Annotated in this window: 18 protein-coding genes and 1 pseudogene; 1 reads left to right on the forward strand and 18 read right to left on the reverse strand. The window is 52.7% G+C overall.

The features are described 5' to 3' along the window. Positions 1-206: 206 nt before the first annotated feature. The 4 genes from hfq to ETR37_RS03205 form a co-directional block, all read right to left on the reverse strand. The gene (hfq, locus tag ETR37_RS03190; RefSeq protein WP_060788119.1) at positions 207-437 is read right to left on the reverse strand and encodes an RNA chaperone Hfq; all 231 of its coding nucleotides are present in this window, start codon (positions 435-437) and stop codon (positions 207-209) included. Positions 438-471: 34 nt separating this feature from the next. After that, entirely contained in the window at positions 472-1,419 is a 948-nt protein-coding gene (gene miaA, locus ETR37_RS03195) for a tRNA (adenosine(37)-N6)-dimethylallyltransferase MiaA (protein WP_129446903.1), read from the reverse strand. Positions 1,420-1,612: 193 nt separating this feature from the next. Then, complete coding sequence (locus ETR37_RS03200) at positions 1,613-3,310, reverse strand: methyl-accepting chemotaxis protein (RefSeq protein WP_033006253.1); 1,698 nt, start codon at positions 3,308-3,310, stop codon at positions 1,613-1,615. Positions 3,311-3,521: 211 nt separating this feature from the next. After that, on the reverse strand, positions 3,522-4,871 hold the full coding sequence (locus ETR37_RS03205) for an MDR family MFS transporter (RefSeq protein ID WP_129446904.1): 1,350 nt from the start codon (positions 4,869-4,871) through the stop codon (positions 3,522-3,524). A gap of 193 nt (positions 4,872-5,064) precedes the next feature. Between ETR37_RS03205 and ETR37_RS03210 the strand changes: the two genes are divergently transcribed. Further along, a complete protein-coding gene (locus tag ETR37_RS03210; RefSeq protein WP_129446905.1) occupies positions 5,065-6,585 on the forward strand; it encodes a glycine betaine uptake BCCT transporter in 1,521 nt (506 codons plus the stop codon). A 227-nt stretch (positions 6,586-6,812) separates the two neighbouring features. On the opposite strand, the gene ETR37_RS03215 is transcribed toward ETR37_RS03210, so the two are convergent. The 14 genes and pseudogenes from ETR37_RS03215 to ETR37_RS03285 all read right to left on the reverse strand — a co-directional run bounded on the left by ETR37_RS03215 (position 6,813) and on the right by ETR37_RS03285 (position 25,530). Continuing rightward, positions 6,813-7,838 (reverse strand): C40 family peptidase, encoded by a 1,026-nt coding sequence (locus ETR37_RS03215; RefSeq protein ID WP_129446906.1) that lies wholly within the window; start codon positions 7,836-7,838, stop codon positions 6,813-6,815. 209 nt (positions 7,839-8,047) lie between these two features. Continuing rightward, positions 8,048-9,940, reverse strand: coding sequence for a DNA mismatch repair endonuclease MutL (mutL, locus tag ETR37_RS03220; RefSeq protein ID WP_129446907.1), 1,893 nt, complete (start codon positions 9,938-9,940; stop codon positions 8,048-8,050). 15 nt (positions 9,941-9,955) lie between these two features. Further along, entirely contained in the window at positions 9,956-12,667 is a 2,712-nt protein-coding gene (gene mutS / locus ETR37_RS03225) for a DNA mismatch repair protein MutS (RefSeq protein WP_129446908.1), read from the reverse strand. Positions 12,668-12,763: 96 nt separating this feature from the next. Then, positions 12,764-13,312, reverse strand: coding sequence for an outer spore coat protein CotE (locus ETR37_RS03230; protein WP_015374452.1), 549 nt, complete (start codon positions 13,310-13,312; stop codon positions 12,764-12,766). Positions 13,313-13,535: 223 nt separating this feature from the next. Continuing rightward, complete coding sequence (locus ETR37_RS03240; protein ID WP_011230803.1) at positions 13,536-13,967, reverse strand: YlbF/YmcA family competence regulator; 432 nt, start codon at positions 13,965-13,967, stop codon at positions 13,536-13,538. Beyond that, complete coding sequence (gene miaB, locus ETR37_RS03245; RefSeq protein WP_013145701.1) at positions 13,945-15,540, reverse strand: tRNA (N6-isopentenyl adenosine(37)-C2)-methylthiotransferase MiaB; 1,596 nt, start codon at positions 15,538-15,540, stop codon at positions 13,945-13,947. The genes ETR37_RS03240 and miaB overlap by 23 nt, the downstream gene beginning before the upstream one ends. A gap of 228 nt (positions 15,541-15,768) precedes the next feature. Continuing rightward, positions 15,769-16,635 carry a 2-oxoacid:ferredoxin oxidoreductase subunit beta gene (locus ETR37_RS03250; RefSeq protein WP_011230801.1) on the reverse strand — a complete coding sequence of 289 codons (867 nt, stop codon included), beginning with the start codon at positions 16,633-16,635 and terminating at the stop codon, positions 15,769-15,771. Then, a complete protein-coding gene (locus ETR37_RS03255; protein ID WP_015374451.1) occupies positions 16,602-18,374 on the reverse strand; it encodes a 2-oxoacid:acceptor oxidoreductase subunit alpha in 1,773 nt (590 codons plus the stop codon). Before ETR37_RS03255 ends, ETR37_RS03250 begins: the two co-directional genes overlap by 34 nt. A 155-nt stretch (positions 18,375-18,529) precedes the next feature. After that, positions 18,530-19,453: a dipeptidase gene (locus tag ETR37_RS03260; protein ID WP_015374450.1), complete on the reverse strand. Its 924-nt coding sequence runs from the start codon at positions 19,451-19,453 to the stop codon at positions 18,530-18,532. Positions 19,454-19,545: 92 nt separating this feature from the next. Then, on the reverse strand, positions 19,546-19,806 hold the full coding sequence (spoVS, locus tag ETR37_RS03265) for a stage V sporulation protein SpoVS (protein WP_003251598.1): 261 nt from the start codon (positions 19,804-19,806) through the stop codon (positions 19,546-19,548). Between the two features lie 128 nt (positions 19,807-19,934). Then, positions 19,935-20,729, reverse strand: coding sequence for a TIGR00282 family metallophosphoesterase (locus ETR37_RS03270; protein ID WP_011230798.1), 795 nt, complete (start codon positions 20,727-20,729; stop codon positions 19,935-19,937). Between the two features lie 101 nt (positions 20,730-20,830). Then, positions 20,831-22,387: a ribonuclease Y gene (rny, locus tag ETR37_RS03275; RefSeq protein ID WP_011230797.1), complete on the reverse strand. Its 1,557-nt coding sequence runs from the start codon at positions 22,385-22,387 to the stop codon at positions 20,831-20,833. 374 nt (positions 22,388-22,761) lie between these two features. Beyond that, positions 22,762-23,436: pseudogene (recA, locus tag ETR37_RS03280) on the reverse strand (recombinase RecA); the annotation flags it as partial. 186 nt (positions 23,437-23,622) lie between these two features. Continuing rightward, the gene (locus ETR37_RS03285) at positions 23,623-25,530 is read right to left on the reverse strand and encodes a group II intron reverse transcriptase (RefSeq protein ID WP_063211235.1); all 1,908 of its coding nucleotides are present in this window, start codon (positions 25,528-25,530) and stop codon (positions 23,623-23,625) included. Positions 25,531-26,098: the final 568 nt, after the last annotated feature.

The following is a 26,098-nucleotide window of genomic DNA, read 5'->3' on the forward strand; positions in this document are numbered from 1 at the left end:
TTATGGAAGGCGTATGTCTAATTTTGGATAATCAACACTCGTGATATTTTTATTCAAAAAAACAGCCGTTTACGCATTCAAATTGAAAAAGCCGCTCAGATCAACGGAACAGCGGAACGGGAACAAAGTGCAGACCGACGGGCATCGAAAAAGACGCCCCCCATTAGGAAAGGCGTCTTCTCTCGGCGGTGTATGTACCGTCGGCATTACTGGTGCTCGGTTTCAAACTGGATGTTCCGCTCCGGCGCAAACGTTGAAATGGCGTGTTTGTAGATGAGCTGTTGTTTTCCTTGCACTTCCAAAAGCACGGTAAAATTGTCAAATCCTTTAATATACCCGCGCAGCTGGAAGCCGTTCAATAAGAAGACGGTCACTTGAATGCCCTCTTTGCGCAGCTGGTTTAAAAACTGGTCTTGAATGTTGATCGTCGTTTTCATGGAACGTCCTCCTCTTTTCTCTCTAAAGATATGGTTATATATTCGCTTCGAGTCGAAGCTTTCCTGCTATGTAGCGAAAAATTTCCTCCACTCTAGCGGCGAACATCTTGGCGTCCGTCATGTCAAACCATTCGACCGGCATTTGGTTGCGAAACCAAGTGAGCTGCCGTTTCGCATAGCGGCGCGAATTTTGTTTCAGCTGCTCGATCGCTTCATCAAGGGAAACGCGGCCGTCAAAATAATCGTACAGCTCTTTGTAGCCAATCGCCTGCACCGCCTGGCAATCGCGAAAGCCGCGGTCGTAAAGCGCTCTCGCCTCGTCCACCAACCCTTCGGCAATCATTTGATCGACCCGCTCGTTGATCCGCCGGTAAAGCACGCTCCGCTCCGCCGTCAGCCCAATGATGGCCGCTTCATACAACAGCTGTTTTTGTTGGCCTCGCTGCCATTCGCTGAACGGTTTTCCGGTCGAGTGATACACCTCCAAGGCGCGGATGACGCGGCGGATGTTGTGCGGATGAATGCGGGCCGCACTTATTGGATCAACCGCCTCAAGCCGCCGGTGAAGCGCTTCGGCTCCTTGCTCGGCCGCCAGCTGTTTGAGCGCCCGGCGGTACGCTTCGTCGGAAGGGGCGGCGGAAAATTGGTAATCGTAAAGGGCTGCCTGAATGTACAGCCCGGTGCCGCCGACGATGATCGGCAGCCGGCCGCGCGCCGAAATCTCGGTGATGAGCGCACGGCAAAGCCGCTGAAATTCGACGACGGAAAACGGTTCGCACGGCTCTTTGATGTCCAGCAAATGATGCGGGATTCCTTCCATCTCATCGGGCTTCACTTTCGCCGTGCCAATGTCCATCCCTTTATAAATTTGCATCGAATCGCCGCTGATGACCTCTCCGCCCAGCTTTTTCGCCAACGCGATGCCGAGCTTCGTTTTGCCGACCGCCGTCGGCCCGACGATGACGGCGACTTTTTCAGCCATAGCGCGTCACTGCTTTCTGTTGTGGGACTTGTGTCAACCATCATTATACATAAAAACAGCTGTGCATGGAACCATTTCTTTCATACGTTTTCGCCATCCACAAATCGTTTTATACATGGCAACGCGAAAAATCGCCTTTCTTCCCTTTCGCCATAACCATATGGAAAAAAATGAACGCCATAAAAGGCGCTCATCATAATGAAAACTTGTTGACAATCGCCTGCAAATCGTCCGCCATTTTCGAGAGCGACGCGGCCGAAGCCGAAATTTCCTCCATCGACGCCAACTGTTCTTCGGTCGCCGCCGATACTTCCTGGGCGCCGGCGGACGTCGATTCGGCCACATCAGCGACAAGCCGGACAGAGCGGGCGATTTGCTCGGAAGAAGCGGCCATCTCGCTGACCGCCGACGATACGTCGCGAATTTGCACAGCGACTTCATCGACGGCAGCGCGAATGCGGGCAAATGTTTCCCCGGAAGCGCGAATGACCCCCGTTCCGCTCGCCACCTCATGGACGACCGACTCCATCGATTGGACGGCACGAGCCGTTTCGTCTTGAATAGCGGCGATCAGCTCGGCGATTTGCTGCGCCGATTCCGCCGACTGCTCGGCGAGTTTGCGCACCTCATCGGCGACGACGGCAAAGCCGCGCCCGTGCTCCCCGGCGCGCGCCGCCTCAATCGCGGCATTTAACGCAAGCAAATTCGTCTGCGCCGCAATATTGCGGATCGCTTCGATGATGGAGCCGATTTGCTCGGAACGGTGGCCAAGCCCTTTAATGAGGTCAGCCAGCCGCTCGACCGTATCGTTCACTTTGTTCATTTGCGCGACGCCCGCCTCGATCGTTTGCCCGCCCTCAGCCGCTTGTCTCGACGCCTCACTAGCGATGGCGGACACGCTTTGCGCCCGTCCGGAAATTTGCTCGATTCTCTCAGACATCGAATCGACGGCGGCGGACGTTTCTTCCACGCTTTGCATTTGCTTGTCCATGCCGGAAGCAACGCCCTGAATCGTCATGGCGATTTGCTCGGTCGCCTTGCTCGTCTGTTCGGCGCTCGCTGCCAGCTCCTCCGACGAAGCGGCGACTTGCTCGGCGTTTTGCGCCACTTCCTTTAGCACTTCGCGCAAATTTTGGGCCATTTGTTCAAACGAAGCGGCCAGCTCGCCGATTTCGTCCCGGTTGCGGACGCCGGTTTTCGTCTTGGTCAAATCGCCGGCAGCGATCCGACCAGCCGCATCCGACAGCACCAATAGCGGGCGGGAAAGCGAGCGGCTGATCCAATAGTTGGCAATCGCGCCGACCGCCACGGTCAATATGCCCACAACGATAATGAACTTCTGCACATCTGAAGCTTCATCATCCGCTTTTTTGCTTGCTTTGTTCATCTCCGACTGCTGGCTGGAAATAAGCCGGGAAACGACGTCATCGAACTGATTTGTAATGTCTCGACCCGTCGTCACAATGAGTGCATTGTATTCCGCCGTTTTGTTTTGATCTTTTAAATCAAACGTTTTTTGCCCCAGTTCGTAAAACTGCTGCTCCAATAAATCAAGCTGAGCCAGCCATTGTTTTGTTTGGGCTTGCGTCAACTCCGCCGCAAGTTTTTCGCTTATTTTCTTGTACTCCTCATGCGCTTTTTCAAAGTTTTTCCTTGACGTCTCATCGCCAGTCAACAAATAGCCGCGCATGCTGCCGACTTGGCGGCGGATGAGCACCTCCAGCTCCTTGACGTTGACGAGCTTCGGCACCCGTTTGTCAATGACATCGGTATATGTACCGTTCAGTTTGGAAATTTCGTAATAAGAAAAGCCGACTAGCCATACAATCAATACGTAGACAAGGCCAAACCCAGCCAGCAGTTTTTTGCGCACGGTCATTTTCATGTTCATTGGCAAATCCTCCGTCTGTGAATCAGTATGTTGTTCCATCTACATTATCGGATGATCACAGACAATGTTTAGGGTTTTTTTGGCTCTTTCGCCATCTTTGATGAAAAGGCCTGCTTCATTGAGAAAATCAACTGGATTTTCTCAATGAGCCTCCTCTTTCACCGTCAACTCGCAAAGAGCAAACAGGCCGCACCCATGCCGCTTCCCCGCCTTACGCCGTTCCTTCCGGCTGCCACGTGTTTCGGCCGGCTTCCGCTTCATCGCGGATAAAAAATGAGGTAATGAGCGCGATGATGCTGCCAATTAAACCAAATAAAAACAGGTGGCGAATGCCGGTCATAAAGGCCGACGCCTGCGCCAAAAACGCTCCCATCACCGTGACGCCGATCGCCGTGCCGATATTGCGGCAAAACATAAAAAAGGCAGTTGCAATCCCCTTTTCATGGGCATCAGCAAGCTGCTGCGAGCCGATAACGCCCACGGTTGACGTCAAGCCGAACGACAGCCCTTGCAAAAACATGATGAAAAAGACGTACCAAAACCCATGGCTTTCATTCAGCAAGGCGAGGAAAAGGCCGGAAGCGACAAGTAGCACGTTGCCGATGATGAGAAGCGGACGATAGCCATAGCGCAAAATCCACTTCCCCGCCGGCACGGCGGCGATCATCCAGCCGACCGAGGAGCCGAGCAAGGCGACGCCGCTGGCAAACACGGACAAGTGGGCGACATTTTGCAAAAAGAGCGGGATGTAGCTTGACGTCCCAAACAAGGCGACACAGCTGACAAAGCCATTAATGTTCATCCATTTGAGCGTCCGATGATGAACAAGCGACAGCGGCACAAGCGGAGATGGCTGCCGTTTTTCGAAATAATAAAAGACGACAAGCAACAACGCTCCGGCCGCACCGTACCACCATCGCCCCTGTTCAACGACCGTGACGAGCAAAAGCAAGCTGATCGCCGCCGCAAACAGCGCCGCGCCCATATAATCAACCGCCGCCCGCTTCGGTTCATACACTTCTTTATACGGAAGCAGCGTCAAAAGCGAGAGCAAGCAAATCGGAATGTTGACATAAAAAACCCAGCGCCATGTCGCATACTCGACAAACAGCGAACCTAAAAGCGGCGCCAACACGGCAGAAAGTCCCCACATGGCCGTAAAAAACGCTTGGATTTTTCCGCGCTTTTCCACGGGGAACAAATCGCCGGCGATAATCGCCGGAAACGGCATCATAAATCCGGCCCCCACCCCTTGCAAGGCGCGGAACAAAACGAGCTGCACCATGTTTTGCGACAACCCGCAAAGAAGCGAACCGATTAAAAATAAAATAATGCCAAAGCTGAATACTTTTTTGCGGCCGAATAAGTCCGACAGACGACCGGCAATCGGCGACAGGACAGTCGTCGCAATCATGTACGATGCAAACGTCCACGCATACAGGGAAAATTCCCCAAGCTCTTCGGCGATGATCGGCATTGTCGTGTTCATGATGGTCGTATCCATGGACGCGACGAGCATCGCCAGCACGATGCTGACCATGACCGACAGGCGGCTGCTCATACAAATAACCTCCTTTTTTGGTAAACTACAAGTATTTTATTTTACACGATAAAAAATCATGGCACAAAATGATATGCGTCAAAAATTTGGATCGTTTGTATTCATTGTCGAATTTTGTTACCCTAAAAGTGCAAAGCCCCAAAACCGCTAACACGATCCTCATGAGATTATTGTACAAATAAGGAGGAATGAGATGAAAAAAACAACAAGCGTCTTTTCTATTTCCATTGTGATCGCCATTGTGTTTATTATTTGGGGAGTCGTTCCGGAGTCTTTGCTGCCACGCTACAATTTAAAGGCGGTCAGCAACGCGGTGCACTCGTTTCTGATCGATAAATTCGGCTGGTTTTATTTGCTTAGCGCTTCGTTGTTTTTAGCGTTTTGTTTGTTTCTCATTTTTTCCCGCTATGGGAATATCCGTCTCGGCCGTGACGGAGAAGAACCGGAATACAGCTATATGACATGGTTTGCTATGCTGTTTAGCGCCGGAATGGGAATCGGGTTAGTGTTTTGGGGAGTGGCTGAACCGGTGTCCCACTATTACACGCCGCCAACAGGGGAAGGGGCAACGGCGGAAGCGGCCCGTTTGGCGATGCACTACTCGTTTTTCCATTGGGGGCTGCATCCATGGGCGATCTACGGCATCCTTGCCTTGGCGCTCGCTTACTTCCAGTTTCGCAAGCAGGAAGCCGGCATCATTAGCCGCACGCTGCGCCCGTTGCTAGGAGCGCGGACAGAAGGCGGTCTCGGTGTAGCCATTGATACGCTAGCCGTATACGCAACCATTTTTGGCGTCGCCACCTCGCTAGGGCTGGGAGCCATTCAAATCAGTGGGGGATTGCATCAGTTGTTCCCAAATATTTCAAACTCTATTTCAACACAACTGCTCATCATTGTGGTTGTCACGGCTCTGTTTATGCTCTCGGCGCAAACCGGCCTAAACAAAGGCATAAAATGGCTGAGCAACATCAATATTGCGCTCGCATTGTTGCTTATGTTGTTCATGCTGTTTGCCGGTCCAACGAATTTTATTATGGATGTGTTCACGTCGACGATCGGGACGTACTTACAAAATCTTCCCTCGATGAGTTTCCGGCTCAACCCGTTCGAGCAAAATGATTGGCCGAAAGTGTGGACCATTTTTTATTGGGCGTGGTGGATCGCATGGGCGCCGTTTGTGGGGACGTTTATTGCTCGCATTTCCCGTGGGCGCACGATCCGTGAATTTATGATCGGTGTCTTGGTGGTTCCAACGATTTTCAGCGCCCTTTGGTTTTCCGTGTTTGGCGGCTCAGCTCTTTATTTGGAGCAGTTCCAACATGCCGGCATTGGCGAGGTAATGAATGAAAAAGGAGTAGAAACAGCTCTGTTTTTTACATTCGAACATTTCCCATTCGCTCCATTGCTCTCGGGAATTGCCATTTTGCTCATTTGCACATTTTTCGTCACATCGGCAGACTCAGCAACGTTTGTGCTCGGCATGCAAACCACTAACGGCAGTTTAAACCCGCCAAATTCGGTCAAGTTCGTCTGGGGCATCATTCAATCGGCAGCTGCGACGATCTTGCTGTGGACTGGCGGTCTGCAAGCGTTGCAAACCGCTTCGATCATCGCTGCATTCCCGTTTGCGATCATCATGATTTTGATCGTTCTGTCCCTTATCCGTTCATTTCAGGAGGAAGTGACGCGAAAAGCGAAAAAACCCATCCAATAATGACCAAAGGTGTCCCTCAAGCAACGGGACACCTTTTCTTATTATAGGATGTACGAAATGATTGACAGGCCTTATGATTCCCTTGGTTGTGACGATCAGCAGCTGAAGCAACATCTTTGCACGGGATGCATAAAAAAAGGCTGCCCGCCAAAGCCACAAATGTGCTTTATGCGAGCAGCCTTCCGCCGCATTCGGTTATGTTTAAGCCGACGTCCATACGCATCCCGTTAGTTAAGCACCCGGACCGCTTTTACAAACCGCGTTTTCCAATATGAGGACGTGAGCGACGAATACGTGACACCGAGCGAAACGGTGGCGTTGATCATTTGCCCGTTGCCAGCATAAATGCCGACGTGGTTGATTGTGCCGTTCGAATCGGTATCAAAAAAGACGAGATCGCCTTTTTGCAACTGGCCAAACGACACCGTTCTTCCCGCTTGCGCCTGAGCGATGGATGTGCGCGGCAGCGAAATGCCGGCTTCGCCAAAAACGCGCATCGTAAACGATGAGCAGTCAAACACATCGGTGCGCGACGGGCTTGCTCCATACAAATAGCGCGCCCCTAAATATTTTTCCGCAATATCGATGATTCGGTCGGCAAGCGATGCGGAGGACTCAGCGGCAGCCGAGTTGGCGGCCGACACCTGCTGCTTGGCCTCCCGGACATCAGCCGTTCCGCCCGCCACTTTAATGGCTTGGCCAATGCGAATAATGTTCGGGTTTGTAATTTGTGGATTCAGTGCCAATAGACGGTCGACCGTCGTTTGAAACTTGTTCGCAATCCCAAGCAGCGTATCCCCCGCCTGCACGATATACCGGCCGCTTGTCGGCACGGCTGCCGGCTGCACATTGTATGTATTGGAACGTTCCTGTCCCCCTGCTACTTGCAACTTCTGCCCGACGCGGATGAAATCGGGATCCGCAATGCTTGGGTTCAACTTGAGCAACGTGTCAACCGTTGTTCCAAACTTGCGGGCAATTCCGCTCAACGTATCACCGGGCTGAACGGTGTATGTATTTGCAACTGCTTGTTCACTTTCGCCTTGCTCATTGACTTGCAGCACCTGTCCTGGAAAAATAAGATCGGACGTCAAGTTGTTTTGCTGCTTCAATGCGCTGACGGTTGTGTCATACTGCCTCGCAATCTCCCAAAGCGTATCGCCTTTTTGCACCGTATAGCTCGCCGCCGATGCCGCGTGGCCGGCCAACAACGAGCCGATCAACGTGCTTGTTAATACAACCGTTTTTTTCATGCTGCATCCCCCTATGACGTCGATGTATCCATCTTTATGTATCCATGTTTATACAAAATTCGCTATCACTCTACAAAATTCACCACAGTATTCCTGCACATGTGCCATTATAGTAAAATCAAAGCAATCCGTCTGTAACAGAAAGAATAAAAGTAGATTACAAAACGATTACAAAAAGCGCCCCCTTTGTCGCGCAAAGGGGGCGCAGGCTACATCACCCGTTTAAATAGTTTTTCAATTTCATATGTCGAAAAATGAACGATGATCGGCCGGCCGTGCGGACAAGTAAATGGGTCCGTCGTCTGCCGCAGCGCCTCAAGCAAAGCGAACAGTTCATCCTGGCGCAAATGTTGGTTTGCTTTAATGGCGCGCTTGCAGCTCATTAAGATCGCCGCTTGTTCGCGCAATTGCTTGATGTCGACCGTTTTGACCGCCAACACTTGTTCGATCATTTCCTCGATGATTTCCTTTTCTCTCCCTTTCGGAAACCACGTCGGATGGGAGCGAACGAGAAACGCCCGCGGCCCAAACGGCTCAAGAAACACGCCGCAGCGCGCCAACTCATTGCGGCAGGCGGCGATCCGCTCGTACTCGTCGGCTGGATATTCAAACATCAACGGAACGAGCAGCTCCTGCACTTCCTTCGTGGCTTCGCCAAGTTTTTCCCGGAAATATTCATAGTTGATCCGCTCTTGAGCCGCATGCTGATCGATCATATACAGCCCATGTTCGTTCTCCGCCAAAATGTACGTCCCATGCAATTGTCCGATCGGATAAAGCGGCGGCAGGCGATCGGCCGCCGCTTTATCCTCCGCTTGCCCATCTGTCGGCAAGCGGAGGGCGCGCCGCTCTTCTCCCACCTCTTCCTCCTGCTTTCGCTCGAAAGCGGGCCCATGTTCGTCCGGTATTCCCCATTCATCCGTCTGCACAGCCGCGGATGGCCGCTCAGCCGGTGCGTCACCGGTTAGCGGCGCAAAAGGGGCGGTCGCATCTTCCCCGCCGCCGATGTCGCTCGATAAGACAGACGGCTCGCGGACGCGATGAGTGAACGTCCAAGCCGCCTGCTCCGCCTTTGGTTTTGCCATCTTGCTGTCGGCCGATACGGACGGAATGAGCGTCCGCTCGCGAAATGCCTGGCGGATGGCGTCTGTGACGAGCTCATTCAGCTCTGCTTCCTTGCTAAAGCGGACTTCGAGCTTTGCCGGATGGACGTTGACGTCGACAAGCACCGGATCCATTTCAATGGATAAAAACACAATCGGATAGCGGCCAATCGGCAAGAGCGTATGGTAGCCGGCTTCAATCGCTTTCATGAGCGGCACGCTGCGCACATAGCGGCCATTGACAACAAGCGAGATGTAGTTGCGCGAGGCGCGCGTCACGTCCGGCGGCGAAATGTAGCCGCGAACGGTAAAATCGAGCGATTCCGCTTCGATGGGGATCATTTGTCTCGCCGTCTCGGCGCCGTAAATAGCGGCGAGCACGTGCCGAACGTCGCCGCTGCCGTTTGTCGCCAGCAGCGTCTTGCCGTGATGGCGAAGCCGGAATGACACGTCCGGATGGGCGAGCGCTAGCCGGTTGACGACGTCGGCCGCATGGCCGAGCTCGGTGTGGATCGTTTTCATATACTTGAGCCGCGCCGGGGTGTTGAAAAATAAGTTGGACACCGTAATCTCCGTTCCTTTGCGTCCGGCCGCCCGCTCGCGGGAGACGAGCGCGCCTCCTTTTAACACGAGCTTCGTCCCCGGTCCGCGGCCTGTGCCGGTCGTCAGCTCGACTTCCGACACGGACGCGATGCTTGGCAGCGCCTCGCCGCGAAATCCGAGCGTGCGAATGCGAAACAAGTCATGTTCGTCGCGGATTTTGCTTGTCGCATGCCGCTCAAACGCAAGAAGGCAATCGTCTTCTTCCATGCCGTCGCCGTTGTCGATGATGCGGATTTTCGCCAGCCCCGCTTCTTCAAGGTCGATGTCAATCGCCGTGCTGTGGGCGTCGATGGCGTTTTCGACCAGCTCTTTCACCACGGAAGCGGGCCGCTCAACGACTTCGCCGGCGGCAATTTTGTTTGCCAGCTGATCATCGAGCTTGCGGATGCGTCCCATGCCCCCACCTCCACGTTACTTGACAAGCTTTTGCAGCTCGTACAGTTTGTTTAACGCCTCAAGCGGCGTCATCTCGAGCAAATTGATCTCTTTCAGCGCCGCGAGCGCCTTTTTCTCTTTGCTTGAAAGAGGCGGCTCCACAGGCGCCGGGGCAAGGTCAGGAAACATGCTCAGCTGCTCAAACGCCGCTTCCGTCAAAACACCCTCCCGCGCCGCGCCGGCTGACGGACGGGAGGCCTTCTCGCGCTCAACCTTACTGCCGACGTCTAACGCTTCGTTCCCCTGAACAGCCAAACCCGCTTCCGCCAAAGCGCCATCGTCCATCCTGCCTGCGGCGGCTTCCTGTTTTCCCGCCTCTTTCTCCAGTTCCGCTAAAATGGCCCGCGCGCGTTCAATGAGCGAAGCCGGCAGCCCGGCCAGCTCGGCGACGTGAATGCCGTAGCTTTTATCAGCCGGCCCGTCGGCGATTTGATGCAAAAAGACGACTTTGCCATTCTCCTCAACGGCGCGGGCATGGACGTTGCACAGCCGCCCAAGCGACTGTTCCAAGGCTGTCAATTCGTGATAGTGCGTACTAAACAGCGTTTTCGCACCGATATGGTCATGAATATACTCAATGATCGCCTGGGCGAGCGCCATGCCGTCGTACGTCGATGTGCCGCGCCCGATTTCATCAAACAAAATGAGGCTGTTTTGCGTCGCATGAGCGATGGCGTGGCGCGCCTCCAACATTTCGACCATAAACGTGCTTTGTCCTGCCGACAGGTCGTCAGCAGCGCCGATGCGGGTGAACACTTGGTCAAAAATGGGCAGCACCGCCCGCTCGGCGGGAACGAAACAGCCGATTTGCGCCATGACGGCGGTGAGCGCCACTTGCCGCATGTACGTGCTTTTTCCAGCCATGTTCGGTCCAGTGATGAGCAGCATTTCCCGCTCGCGGTTCATGTAGCAGTCATTCGGCACGTACATTTGCGCGCCGAGCACTTTTTCGACAACCGGGTGGCGGCCGCCTTGAATCACCAAGACGCGCTCCGTGGAAAACTGCGGACGCACGTAGCGATACTCGTCGCTGATCGTTGCGAATGATTGAAGCACATCAAGCTCGGCAATGGCTTTCGCCAACGTCTGCAGGCGCGGGATGTATTGCTTCACCTGCTCGCGAATGGCGACAAACAGTTCATATTCGAGTTCGATGCTTTTTTCTTCCGCCTCCAAAATGAGCGCCTCTTTTTCCTTCAACTCCGGGGTGATAAAGCGCTCGGCGTTGGCGAGCGTCTGCTTCCGTTCGTAACGTCCTTCCGGAACAAGGGGGAGATTGGGCTTTGTCACTTCAATATAGTAGCCAAACACTCGGTTGTAGCCGACTTTGAGCGATTTGATGCCGGTCGCTTCCCGCTCCTTCGCCTCAAGTTCAGCGATCCACGCTTTGCCGTTGCGGCTCGCATCGCGGTAGCGGTCGAGCTGCTTGTCATACCCGTCTTTGATGAGGTTCCCTTCTTTGACGGAAAGCGGCGGCTGTTCTTGAATCGAGCGCTCGAGCAAATCGACGAGCTCTTCGCACGGGTCAAGGCGCTCGCACAGCTTGTCCGCTTCAGCGAGCGGCAGCGCGCCGACCGTCTGGCGGAGCGCCGGCACTTGAAGAAGCGACTTTTTCAGCTGCACGAGATCGCGGGCATTGGCGTTGCCGTAGGAGACACGGCCGACAAGGCGCTCAATGTCGTAAACACCGCGCAGCCTGTCGCGCAGCTCCTGCCGTTCAAAATAGCTCGTTTTCAACGTTTCCACAAAATCGAGGCGCCGTTCGATTTCGCGCCGATCAATGAGCGGCCGGTCCAGCCATTGTTTTAAGAGCCGCCCGCCCATCGCTGTCACCGTTTCATCCAAAAGCCATAACAACGAGCCTTTCCTTCCTTTTGACCGCACCGTTTCGACCAATTCCAAATGCAGCTTGGAATGTCGGTCCATTTTCATATAGTGGTCAACTTGATACAACTCAGCCGGCTGCAAATGATCGAGCCGCCGCTTTTGCGTGCGGACGAGGTAATGAAGCAAGCGGGCTGCGGCCTGCCGCAACTTTTCTTGCGCCACATGGCCGATGACGCCGTTCCATTCGTCGCATAGAGATGTGTCGTCCTCATAAGAGACCGCCGCCCCGTACCGCTCTTTCAGCTCGCGCACCCACTCTTCGCCGCTGTCTGTGGCAACGATGATCTCCCGCGCTCCAACGGCGTGCAATTCGTTTGCTGCTTCCTCCCACGAAGAAAGAAGCGTGAGCCGAATCTCGCCGGTCGACAAATCGGCGTAAGCCAATCCGTATGTACCATCAGCAAACGGCGTGAGCGCCGCCAAGTAGTGGTTTTCCTTCTCGGTGAGCCCTTTGCCTTCCATGAGCGTCCCTGGGGTGATGAGCTGCACCACTTCGCGGCGAACGACGCCTTTGGCCGTTTTCGGGTCTTCGACTTGTTCGCAAATGGCGACTTTATATCCCTTTTCGATTAACTGTTCAATATATCCTTGCGCCGAATGGTACGGCACCCCGCACATCGGCACCCGTTCATCGCCGCCGCCATCGCGGCTTGTGAGCGTAATTTCCAGCTCTTGCGCCGCCTTGATGGCGTCGTCAAAAAACAGTTCGTAAAAATCGCCAAGCCGGAAAAATAAAAACGCGTCCGGATATTGCGCTTTAATGTGCAAATATTGCTGGATCATCGGTGTGTACGATGGCATCGCTTCTCCCCAACCTTTTCGGCCCGAAGGCTCGTTGATTGCGCTACTATTATAACAAGCGGCAAAAGAAAAAACTAGGAAAGAAATTTCCTAGTTTTATTCTTCTTCGCCAAGCAGCAAATCTGGGCTTAAATCTTCTAATTCTTCATCAAGGTCATCCTCGTCGCAAAAATCGTCGTCCTTGCCGCAGCCTTCCGGATTGATGGCAACGCACACCTTCGTTTCGCCGATCACTTCGGCGACAAACTCCCGCTCAACATCGACGACGATTTTATTGCCGTTTGGCGAAATCGTGCATTCGAGGCAGTTCGGCTGCTGGATGACGCGGACGATGACATCGGTGTCATCGCTGATTAAATGATCTTTGTCGCGATATTTTAATTTGACGACGTCCGTATACGACACCGTTTCGGTGACGACTTCGGTTTTTGTATTGTGGTTGTACGAATACCAGACGTTGATGTCATAATGGCCGTGAATTTCGACCGTTTTATCGCATTTTTTCGCTTCATAACGGTGGTTGATGATCCAGCAGCCAAGAATGCTTGACGGGCGGTTCGGCGCCGTCACCGTATGGGTCGATTGTGTAAACTTGCGGCCTTTGCCGACAACAGCTTTCGTAATAATTTCTCTGTATTCAGACATCGAACGGAACCCTCCTCAAATGAATCTTCATTTCATCCTATGCGCCATCTCCGCTAATGTGCACAGCAAATGAATTATTATTCCGTATAGTTCATTGTATGCGCCTGCTCCGTTCGATGTGCCTTCTTTTTTGCCGCCAGATAGCCGCCCGCGGTTCGGGGAAAGGGAGAGCGCGCCCATAAGAAAAAAAGCGCCCCAAAGGACGCTTTTGAGCCGCATGCCATTAATGGCAGCCGCCGTGTTTGTTGTAGCGAAGCGCGGCGCCGGTTTCGCCGCGCAGCACGTCGCCGCCCGTCGAAGCGAGAATTTCATCGGTCACCGTATTCGAAATCGTCGAGGCGACGAGCTGAAGCAGGTCGTTCACATCGGATTGGGACTGCTGGAATTCGCTGACGATCGGGATTTGCGACAACTCTTCGTAAATGGCGTCAATTTTGGCCTCAACCTGTTTCAGCGCTTCATGTTTTCCGTAATGCTGAAGGTTGACCGCTTGCTTTTGCAGCGATTTCAGCTCGTTGATCAACGTGCGCACTTTTTCGTTTTGGTGGATTTTTTCTTCCGCTCGTTTGAAAAAGTCGACTTCTTCCGTTTCGGCGATCATTTTCGCCAGCTGCTTCGCCTGGGCCAAGATATCATCCCGCGTATATTTTGCCATGTTCGTTCACCTCGATCGCTTCATTGACTAGCTCGCCCGTCAGCGTCCACGTCTTTGCCTGCGTAATGCGCACGTTGACCAATTGGCCAATGAGCGATTTGGGGCCGACGAAGTGGACGAGCTTGTTTTTGCGCGTATAACCCGCCAATACATCCGGATTCGTTTTGCTTTCGCCTTCCACAAGCACTTCGACGACTTGCCCTTCGTATTGCTTCATTTTCTTGGCCGCGATTTCTTGAACAAGGTCGTTGAGACGCTTGAGCCGCTCTTTTTTCACTTCCATCGGCACGTTGTCCTTCATGTTCGCCGCCGGCGTGCCTTCGCGCGGTGAATAGATGAACGTGTAGGCCGAGTCAAATTCGACTTCACGGTAAAGCGACAGCGTTTCTTCAAACTGCTCGTCCGTCTCGTTCGGGAAGCCGACGATAATATCCGTCGTCAACGCGACATCCGGAATGGCGGCTTTGATTTTGCGAACGAGCTCCAAGTACTCCTCGCGCGTATATTTGCGGCCCATCATTTTTAAAATTTCCGTGCTGCCCGATTGCACCGGCAAATGGATATGCTCAACCAAGTTGCCGCGTTTGGCGAGCACTTCGATGAGCCGGTCGTCAAAGTCGCGCGGATGGCTCGTTGTGAAGCGGATGCGCGCAATGTCAATTTTGCGCAGCTCATCCATTAAATCGCCAAGGCCGTACTGGATGTCGGTGAAATCTTTTCCGTAAGCGTTGACGTTTTGCCCAAGGAGCGTAATTTCTTTATAGCCTTGGGCGGCGAGCTGGCGCACTTCTTGGATGATGTCTTCCGGACGGCGGCTTCGCTCTTTGCCGCGCGTGTACGGAACGATGCAGTACGTGCAAAACTTGTCACAGCCGTACATAATGTTGACCCATGCTTTAATCTTCCCTTTGCGCACTTTCGGCAAGTTTTCAACAACGTCGCCCTCTTTCGACCATACTTCGACGACCATTTCTTTCGACATGTACGCCTCATGCAAAATGTACGGCAGGCGATGGATGTTGTGCGTGCCGAAAATAAGGTCGACGTATTGGTATTGCTTTAAAATTTTCTTGACAACCGATTCTTCTTGCGACATACAGCCGCACACGCCGAGCAATAAGTCCGGGTTCGTCGTTTTGAGCGGCTTTAAGTAGCCGAGCTCGCCAAACACTTTGTTTTCCGCGTTTTCACGGATCGCGCACGTGTTGAGCAAAATGACGTTTGCCTCTTCCGGACGGTCGGTCGGCTCATAGCCGAGCGCCATGAAAATGCCGGCCATCACTTCCGTATCGTGCTCGTTCATTTGACAGCCATACGTGCGGATGTAAAACTTCCGTCCGCGCCCCATGCCGCGAAACTCTTCAGGAATCGCAAAGTCTTTGACGTACTTGACTTCCTCTTTGCCGCGTTTCTTCGCCTCTTTTAAATTCGGCGGGAGAAACACGCTCGTGAAATATTTCTCATAGTCTTTCGTCGTTTTTTCTTTCAGCCGGTCCAAGGCGGATTTTCTGTCCGCTGGATGGCTTTCGGTTTTGATTTGTCCCGTTTGCTCCAAACGTTGTTTTTCGTTCATAGCAATCTCCTTTCTTCACAAAATCATTCGATCATCCGGGACGAGCGGCCGCCGTTTCCTGTGCAGCCGGCCTCGCCTCGACAAATTTCTTCCAACCACACACTACCATAGTATATCGCGAGCGGCAAGGAAACACAATGGGGTTTGTTCCGGAGGACCGGAACATGTCATGATAACAAAAAACACCCAATGAGGCAAGCCTCCATCGGGTGCAAATGGTTTCCATTTTTACATAAACTCTGCTACGAGTTCGGCGAACTTTTCTTTGCTCATTTTCAGCTCCGCCTCGGCAAGCGGCGCCTCGCTGTAGCCTGGCACAAGCTCTTGGTACGACTTTTGTTCTTTGTTTTGATAAATGATCCCGGTGACGAGACCATCGTATTTCATGACCGTCTGCATCGCCATCTCCCGGTCGGACGGGTCGTATCCTTCGATGTCGCTCACCTTGATGAGCCGCTCTTTGAACCACTCGTACGTATTCACTTTGTTGTACGTCACGCACGGGCTGAAGACGTTGATGAGCGCAAAGCCTTTATGCTTGACGCCTTCCTCAATCAAGCTTGTCAATTCTTTTAAATCGCTTGAGAAACCTTGCGCGACAAACGTCGCTCCGGCGCTTAACGCGATCTCGAGCGGCGACAAAGCCGGCTCGATCGACCCGTGCGGCGTGCTTTTTGTTTGGAAGCCGGCAGCACTGCGCGGCGATGTTTGTCCTTTCGTCAACCCGTAAATTTGGTTGTCCATGACGATGTATGTGATGTCGATGTTGCGGCGAATGGCATGAACCGTGTGCCCCATGCCGATCGCGAATCCGTCGCCATCCCCGCCGGCGGCGATGACCGTCAAATCGCGGTTCGCCATTTTCACTCCTTGCGCCAGCGGCAAAACGCGGCCGTGCGTGCCGTGAAAGCCGTAAGAGTGAATGTAGCCGGAAATGCGGCCCGAGCAGCCGATCCCGGAAATGACCGCGAGTTCGTGCGGCTCCAACCCGAGATTGGCGGCCGCGCGCTGGATGGCGGCCTGCACGGAAAAGTCGCCGCACCCCGGACACCAGTTCGGTTTCACATCATTGCGGAAATCTTTAAAGGTGGCCATTGCGCTAACAACTCCTTGCATTTAGTATAGACGTCGCCCGGCAAGAACGGATTGCCGTCGAATTTTAAGACGCTGGCGATTTTATCAGCGTGCCCGACGTTCATTTTCAACAAATTCGCCAGCTGCCCGGTAGCGTTTTGCTCGACGACGACGACTCGTTTCGCTTTCTCGACAAGCGGCCGCACGTCGTCAACCGGGAACGGATGAAGCAGACGGATGTGCGCATGGTTGACTTTGACGCCATCTTGCTCGAGCCGCTCCATCGCTTCTTCAATGGCTCCGCGCGTCGATAAAAAGCCAACAAGGAGCAAATCCGGTTCTTCGTGGCGGAGTTGTTTGTGCACCGGCGTCGGGAAGTGGATGTGCTCAAGTTTGCGCATCCGTTTTTCCATTTGCGCCCGGCGGTTTGCCGCCGTCTCTGACGGGCGGCCTGTTTCGGCGTGTTCGACCCCGGTGACATGGTGGATGCCGTATTTTGTTCCCGGCAGCACCCGCGGCGAAACACCGTCCGGCGTGATTTCATACCGTTTGAAGTTGTCTTTGTCCGGAAGCGGCGGCAGTTCACCATTCATCAGCTTGCCGCGGCGGATCTCGATCCGATCGTAATCAAGCGGCTCAACCGTCTGCTTGCCGAGCGACAGCTGCAAATCCGACAGGAAAATGACCGGGCATTGGTATTCCTCAGCTAAGTTGAACGCTTCCGCCATATCGTAAAACGCTTCTTCGACCGTGCTTGGCGCCATGACAATTTTGGGAATTTCCCCGTGCGTGCCATAGATCATCGCGAGCAAATCCGACTGCTCTTGCTTTGTCGGCAAGCCGGTGCTTGGACCGCCCCGCTGCGTATCGACGACAACAAGCGGTGTTTCCGTCATCCCGGCCAGCCCAATCGCTTCGGCCATAAGCGACAACCCGGGTCCGGCCGAAGCGGTGAACGCCCGCACGCCCGCATAGTTGGCGCCGATCGCCATCGTACAGGCGGCGATTTCATCTTCTGTCTGGATGACCGCGCCCCCAAAATCCGGCAGCTTTTTAATCAAATACTCCATAATCTCCGAAGCTGGGGTGATCGGATAGGCGGCCATAAAGCGCGCCCCGCCGGCAATGGCGCCCAAGGCGATGGCATCGTTGCCAATCATGAACATTCGCCGTTTGCCGTCGGCTTTGGCTAGTTTCATCGTTTTCGTCGAACCATCGAGCTGCTCTTTCATATATTGCGCTCCAGCGCGAATCGCTTCCATGTTTTTCTCAACGACTTGCGCCCCTTTGCGCCCAAATGTATCAACGACAACACTTTCGAACACGGCGGCGTCCAAATCGAGCACCGCACTTGTCGCGCCGATGGCAACCATGTTTTTCATCAGCGGATTGCCAAGCTGTGTGGCGATATCGGTGAACGGAACGGCGTAAAGCGCCACTCCTTTTCCTTCCGGAATCACCGGATTGAATTTGGCGTCCGCCATGACGATGCCGCCGTCACGCAGCTCGTGGAAGTTGAAGTCGATCGTCTCTTGGTCGAACGCCACCAAGATGTCCAAATCATCAGCGACCGCCCGCACCGGTTTTGTGCTGACGCGAATTTTGTTGTTCGTATGACCCCCTTTGATGCGTGAAGAAAAATGGCGGTATCCATATAAGTAATATCCGAGGCGGTTCAGCGCTGTGGAGAAAATTTCCCCTGTACTTTCAATTCCTTCCCCTTGCTGGCCGCCCACCTTCCATGACAGCTGTTCGATCATGCATTACACCCCTTTATATTCACTCCAGCCTTTCGCTACTATTGTACCACTTTTCTGACAAGGAAACTACCATTTTGGACGCCTTTTTCAGCCGGCGCCGCCGATGCCCTGTCTTCTATTCTAGGATACGCAGAGCCGATACTCCGTGATATTCGTCACTCCGGCAAATGGGCGTAGAAGTTGCCGAATAAAAAGCGGGATACTTGCTCGGTGGAGTAATGCTTGTACAACTCGTTGACAAGCCGCGCATATTCCCTTACCGTTCCAAGGCCGGCGACCGTCTCCGTGATGCCATCGAAGTCGGAACCAAACCCGACGTTGTTTTCCCCCCCGAGCGCGCATATATGGTCGAGATGGCGAAGCACATCAGCGATCATCGCCTCGTTTTTCTTCGCCGTCAAAAAATACGGAACGAAATTAATGCCGATCATGCCGTCTTTTTCGATCAACGCTTTGATCTGCTCGTCGGTTAAGTTGCGTGGATGCGGGCATAGACGATGCACGTTGGAATGGGAAGCGATGGGGAACCGAGCCATCTCGATGACATCCCAAAACGCTTTCTCCGATAAGTGGGACACATCGACCCATCGTTTTGCTTCATTAAGAAGCGCAACGACTTGCCGGCCAAACGCCGTCAGCCCGGCGCCGCGCTTCTCCCACGCTCCGTCAGCGACAGCGTTCGGGAAGTTCCATGTCAACCCTACGGAAGCGACGCCGAGGCGAAGGAGCGTCTTTAGCTTGACAAGGTTGGCGCCGATGGCGTCGCACCCTTCCAGCGTCAACATGGCGCCGACTTCCTCTTTTTTAAGGGCGGCGATATCCCGTCTCGTCCGCACGAACTTCACAGACGGAAACGCCTCGATCACATGGGTAAAGAAGATATCCACCATCTCCAGCGCAACAGTGAACCGGGCTTCCTCCGGCACCGTTTCCGGTATGTAGATGGCAAAGCATTGCACTTTCACCCCTGCTTCCGCCATCCCGGAAAGAGTGACGTGAAGCGAAGCTCCGTCGTAAAACGACAGAGACCGATCTTGCCATAACTTCATCAACACATCGCAATGGGCATCGAAGATCATTCCGTTCCCCCCTTGAAAAAGCAAAAATAACCTGCCTGCCTTCGCAGCCGAAGGCGCCAACAGGTTATAGCCGCCATTGTCTGATCATCCAGTTAACGAGGTTCGACAATCAATTTGATCGCTGTCCGCTCTTCTCCGTCGATGATAATATCCGTAAACGCCGGAATGCAAATCAAGTCCATGCCGCTCGGTGCCACAAACCCTCGTGCGATCGCTACTGCTTTAACGGCTTGGTTCAATGCACCTGCGCCGATCGCTTGAATTTCCGCTGCGCCGCGCTCGCGCAGCACCCCGGCAAGTGCACCAGCTACAGAGTTCGGATTCGATTTTGCTGAAACTTTTAATATTTCCATTCCTAGCTCCTCCCTCGTTTCCTTGGAAAATGATTTCGGTAAAAGGTCTTCATTGTAACTATATTCACTGTTTCGACAACTATTCCTGCATGGGAGGAGGACATTTTAAAAAATTTTTAAAAGATGGACTATTCAAAATAAGGGTGGTCATCGTTAATGATCAACCGTTCAATGCGAAACGCCCGTCCGCTTTTTTCGTCTACATCAACAAAGACGGCATTCAATTGGCTTCGTCCTTCCTTGACGTCGAAACGAACTGGCAGGCCGGTTAAAAATTTGCGCAGCACCGCCTCTCGATCGACGCCTAAAATGCCGTCGTATGGACCGGTCATGCCAACGTCGGTAATGTACGCCGTCCCTCTTGGCAAAATGCGGTTATCGGCCGTCTGGACGTGTGTATGCGTGCCGATGACCGCGGATACGCGGCCGTCTAAGTACCAGCCCATCGCCTGTTTTTCACTCGTCGCCTCGGCATGGAAATCGACGATGATGACCGGCGTGCGCGCGGAGGCGGCGGCGATCAGCTCGTCCGCCTTTTGAAATGGGCAGTCAATCGCCGGCAAAAACGCTCGCCCTTGCAAATTGATGACCGCCGCTTCGCCATGCTCGGTCGGCACAAAGACGATGCCTTTTCCCGGCGTGCCGGGCGGGTAATTCGCCGGGCGGATCAGCGCCTTCGCCTGATCGATAAACTCAAAAATATCGCGTTTGTCCCATGCGTGATTGCCCAACGTGATCACATGAGCCCCCCAAGCGAGAAGCGCCCGGTAAATCGGTTCGGTGATTCCTTTCCCGCCGGCGGCGTTTTCGCCGTTGATCACAACAACGTCCGGCCGATGTTTTTCCTTCAGCCTTGGCAAATAGTGCTCCACCATTTTTTGCCCCGGCAAACCGACGACGTCGCCGATAAATAAAATTCTCATCCTTGATCCCTTTCTAAACGAAACATATCGCCTTGCATCTATCTCCGCATCGCTATACCCTCCTATTTTACGCACAAAAAAAGAAAGTGGCAATAGCCACTTTATTTCGCGTATTCGACCGCCCGCGTTTCGCGGATGACCGTCACTTTAATATGGCCCGGGTAATCGAGCTCTTCTTCGATTCGTTTGCGGATGTCACGCGCCAGCCGGTGCGCTTCCAAATCGTCGATCATATCTGGTTTGACCATAATGCGCACTTCACGTCCAGCTTGAATGGCGTACGATTTTTCCACGCCTTCGTACGATTCGGCGATTTCTTCAAGCTTCTCTAGACGACGGATATAGTTTTCCAGCGTTTCGCTGCGCGCTCCCGGCCGCGCCGCCGACAGCGCATCGGCCGCCGCGACGAGCACAGCGATGACCGACGTCGGTTCCGTATCGCCATGGTGGGAAGCGATGCTGTTGATGACGACCGGATGTTCTTTATACTTCGTCGCCAGCTCAACGCCGATTTCCACATGGCTTCCTTCCACTTCGTGGTCGATCGCTTTGCCAATGTCATGAAGCAAGCCGGCCCGGCGCGCCAGCATTTCGTCCTCCCCAAGCTCGGCCGCCATCAGTCCGGCTAAAAACGCCACTTCCACCGAATGTTTCAGCACGTTTTGTCCGTAGCTCGTTCGGAACTTGAGCCGCCCTAAAATTTTGATCAAATCCGGATGCAAGCCGTGAACACCGACTTCAAACGTCGTCTGTTCGCCGACTTCGCGGATATGCTCATCCACTTCGCGGCGCGCCTTTTCGACCATTTCCTCAATGCGCGCTGGATGGATGCGGCCATCTTGCACAAGCTTATCGAGCGCGATGCGCGCCGTCTCGCGGCGAATCGGGTCAAATCCGGACAAAATGACCGCTTCCGGCGTATCGTCGATGATCAAATCGATGCCGGTCAACGTCTCGAGCGTGCGGATGTTCCGCCCTTCGCGCCCGATGATCCGCCCTTTCATTTCGTCGTTTGGCAAATTGACGACGGAAACCGTCGTTTCGGCGACATGGTCGGCGGCGCAACGTTGGATGGCAAGCGACAAAATCGCCTTTGCCCGTTTGTCTGCCTCCTCTTTCGCCCGCGTTTCCGCCTCTTTGATCATCATCGCAATCTCATGCGACAGCTCTTTCTCAACGCGCTCTAAAATGAGCTGGCGGGCATCGTCGCGCGTCAGGCCGGAAATGCGTTCAAGTTCGGCTTGTTGTTGTTTGACGAGCGCTTCCACTTTGCTTTCCATTTGTTCAATATGCTGTTGTCTTTCGTTCAACGCTTCTTCCTTTGCCTCAAGCAACGCCTCGCGTTTGTTGAGCGCTTCATCTTTGCGGTCGAGATTTTCCTCCTTTTGCATCAGGCGGTTTTCTTGTTTTTGGAGCTCGCTTCTCCGGTCGCGGATATCACGCTCCGCCTCCGTACGCAGTTTATGAATCTCGTCTTTCGCTTCGAGAAGCGCTTCTTTTTTCAAGGCGTCCGCCTCGCGTTTCGCCTCCTCAATCAGCTGTTCGGCAGCGGCTTTCGCCCCGCCGATTTTCGCTTCGGCAATCGATTTGCGAACAAAAAAGCCAACAACGGCACCAATGACTAAGGCAAGCAAAGCGGAGATGATGATCGAACCCATCGTTTCACCTCCTCTTGCTGTTCGGTTTCCTTTCGTTCTCTCTTCTCACCGCCATGACCGGCGCAGATGGACATTCCCGTTTTCAATCCATTAGCTCAGTCGCTTGGCATCACAATCGACCCGCGCAGCCTTCCGCACGAAGGCGGTCCGCCGCAGCGGGCGGGCGTATGGCCCTGCCGCGCGTATGGACAAATATACATGTTCATTGTAAAGGCGGCAATAGGAATTGTCAAGATATTACACCGACGCGCCTAGAGGATGACAACGGAACAAGACCGTTCCGCCCGCCGTCCTTTTTAGGCTTATCGCTCTCCTTGGCAGGCCGGACGGATGGAAAAAGGCGCCCCAGCCACTTGCCAGGACGCCTTGTGCCGTTATTCTTCAAGCAATCCGAACCCGTCTTGCTGCGGTTCGCTCGTTCCCTCTTCAACGTCGATGCCGTAATGCTGGCGGATGGCGCGGGCGATCTCATCGGCGATGTGCGGGTTTTCCTTCAAAAATTGCTTCGCGTTTTCCCGCCCTTGGCCAAGCCGCTCGTCTTTGTACGAATACCACGAACCGCTTTTTTGCACGATGTCCAATTCGGACGCCATGTCGAGAATTTCCCCTTCGCGGGAAATGCCTTCGCCGTACATAATGTCGACGTCAGCCGTTTTAAATGGCGGCGCAACTTTGTTTTTGACGACTTTAATTTTTGTCTTGTTGCCGACCATATCATTGCCTTGCTTAATTTGCTCGGCGCGGCGCACCTCTAGGCGGACGGAAGCGTAAAACTTGAGCGCCCGCCCGCCCGGCGTCGTTTCCGGATTGCCAAACATGACGCCGACTTTTTCGCGAATTTGGTTGATGAAGATGGCGATCGTTTTCGATTTGTTAATGGCGCCAGACAGCTTGCGAAGCGCCTGGGACATAAGCCGCGCTTGCAAGCCGACATGGGCGTCGCCCATCTCCCCTTCAATTTCCGCTTTCGGCACAAGCGCCGCCACCGAGTCGATGACGATAATATCGACCGCGCCGCTTCGCACGAGCGCTTCCGCGATTTCGAGCGATAGTGATAGGTAAGCCTTTGATGCAATCTCCGGCTTTTCCCCCACCCCACACCGTGCGTGCGAGTTTCCCCGCACACGGCGTTCCACCGGGACAGCTTCGATAGCCCCGTTTGGGCTATCTCTCCACCATATCACCTCGCGATGACATGGCAGCAGCACCTACAATTTTTCCAGCGAACAGAACTTTTATATTTTCAGCTTGTTCCTATACTCCGTTAGTTTGTCAATCATTTTTCGTTCTGTAAACGGCGGTTCTTGGTTGCTATGGACAAGCCTATGGCATTGGTTGCATAAGCTAACTAGATTAACGGTCTTATTGATCTCACTTAAAGGTTTACTCGGGTCAATATGATGGCAGTGGAAGTTACCGGGACTTAAGTATACAGCACATATTTTGCATTTTCCTTTATCTCTGTGAAATACATTCACCCTATTTAAGAAATATTCAAGATTATATTTCCCATCATTATGCTCAGATAAAATGTAGATGAATATCGAATCGTGATCAAACAGACTCATTTTATCTGGCAATCGTATTTTTCTATGCTTTTCTTCATACATTTTTCTGCCGTCTGCAGTGTATGGGGTCATTTCTTGTTTGAATACTGTTGCATACTGTATAGGCGTTATTTTTGCATGAGTAATCCCTACTCTTATGCCATCCTCTGTGACGACAGAAAAATGTTTCATTTGATAGCCTTTATGTCTGTCAATCCGATTGTGAAACTCTGACACAGGCCTTTTATATTGCGCCGCTTTTTCTTTCCCATACATTTTAACCCAGGTGCGGTAGGCTGTCTCTTCAATGACGCGATCTACTTTGCCCATAATGTACTTGGAAATGCCTATTTTTAGATGATTGGCTAATCCTATAATTTTGGCGTTAATGTTTTCAATATCAAGGGCTTTCTCTAATTCCGATTTTCTCGTTCTTAACAATCGAATATCGCGCTTAATTTCTTTGACCTTGGCATTGACTTTTTCCATATCGGGAATCATTCTAGCGGCGAATCCTTTTTTATGAAAGCGCCGCTTTCCTGCCTCAATACAAAAGCCAAGAAACTTAACCCGTTGTTCGCGGATATCTGCAATGAACGTTTTCTCATCCGATAGAGTTAAGTGCAACTCACAGGCTAAATACTGCTTACATTGCTCCCTTATTTTTTCCGCATATTCTTTCGTATCCGTAAGAATAACCCAATCATCAGCATAACGAATGTAAAAGACGGGATGATGTCCCTTGTTCCTTAACGCCGCTAATGCGTTTTTCTTTTCCCGATAGTTTGCGTTATTAGGGTGATACTCATATTCTTGGCCAACCATCCAGTCAAAGCTGTTGAGATATACATTAGCCAACAACGGGCTAATAATTCCTCCCTGAGGAATCCCCCTAGCGGTTGGATAGAATTTACCTTGTATCACTTGCCCCGCCTTCAGCATTTTCTTAACGATGCATAGTACCCGTTTATCCCTAACGCCCATATTCCACATGATGTTCAGAAGCTTCTTATGATTGATGTGATCAAAATAACTTTCAATGTCACCTTTTACAACCCAATACAGCTTGCTTCCGTTGATGATTTTCAGCATCCAGGCTAAGGCATGTTCGGTGGAGCGATACGGTCTGAACCCATAACTGTGCGGATAGAATTGGGCTTCGAAAATCGGCTCGAGCACTATCCGGAGCATCTCTTGGATGATTCTATCCGTCACCGCGGATATTCCTAAGGACCTCGTTTCCCCTTCCTCATTCGGACTATTGCCTTTTCTTTTTGAGCTTTTGGCATTTCCTTTGGGCTTGTTGCACCTTCTCACTGGTATAGGCTTATAGTCATTGAGTTTGGCTTTTATCATCCCGAAAACCTTTTCCGTTGGCATAAGCAAATAATCATCTACTATTTTCTGATCAATCCCCGCCGTTTTGCTACCTTTATTGCTTTTAATATTGCGAATAGCTTCTAAAATGACAACATCATTTTGAAGCAACTCAAGCATCCCGTAAAAATGTTTTCCCTTTTTAGCTTCTTGATAAAGAAGATCCAAGCAGTTTCTCAAGTCCTGTTCGCTTTTTACGACAAGTTTGTTTACCTTCATGCTCCTTTCTCCCTTTTTATAATACTGGGTGGAAGTGCCATGAATTAGCCTGCTTGCCGTAACATGTAGATACTTTGCCGCCCCGGCTGGTTCCCTTCACTCCAGAGCGTTTTTTCCTCCCCCATCGTTGCCTTTGGGGTTCAAACGGCGCTCCTTCATCATTACTATGGAACCGCTGACTCCCCCTAAGATATCATCGACCAGCCCTGTCTCCTCCTTAGGGGGCCTCTCACGTTCCCTACAGCCTATCCCTTCTTTTGAACGCCCTTAGGTGCCTACTCTACTCGGCAGGACCTCTGATTGGAACGTCCGCTACCCATCAGAGCAGTAACCGAACTAAGCCAGCCGGTTAAAGGAAACACCGCAAACAAGACACGGTGGTTCGTCCTGTATGGTCCCTTTTCAGGGAGCACCGGTAACCGAGCTTCACGCATAGGTTCCTTTCGTCACCATAGGCGTCTTTTAAGGAGCCCCGCACCACTTTCGCCATAGCCACATTTTGCGGCCTTAGGCTACTTGGGTTACGACTTCACCTGGCTTCATACATCCCGGTGAGGGTGCACCGGAA

This window comes from Geobacillus sp. PK12, from assembly GCF_004123125.1.
Taxonomy (GTDB): domain Bacteria; phylum Bacillota; class Bacilli; order Bacillales; family Anoxybacillaceae; genus Geobacillus; species Geobacillus zalihae.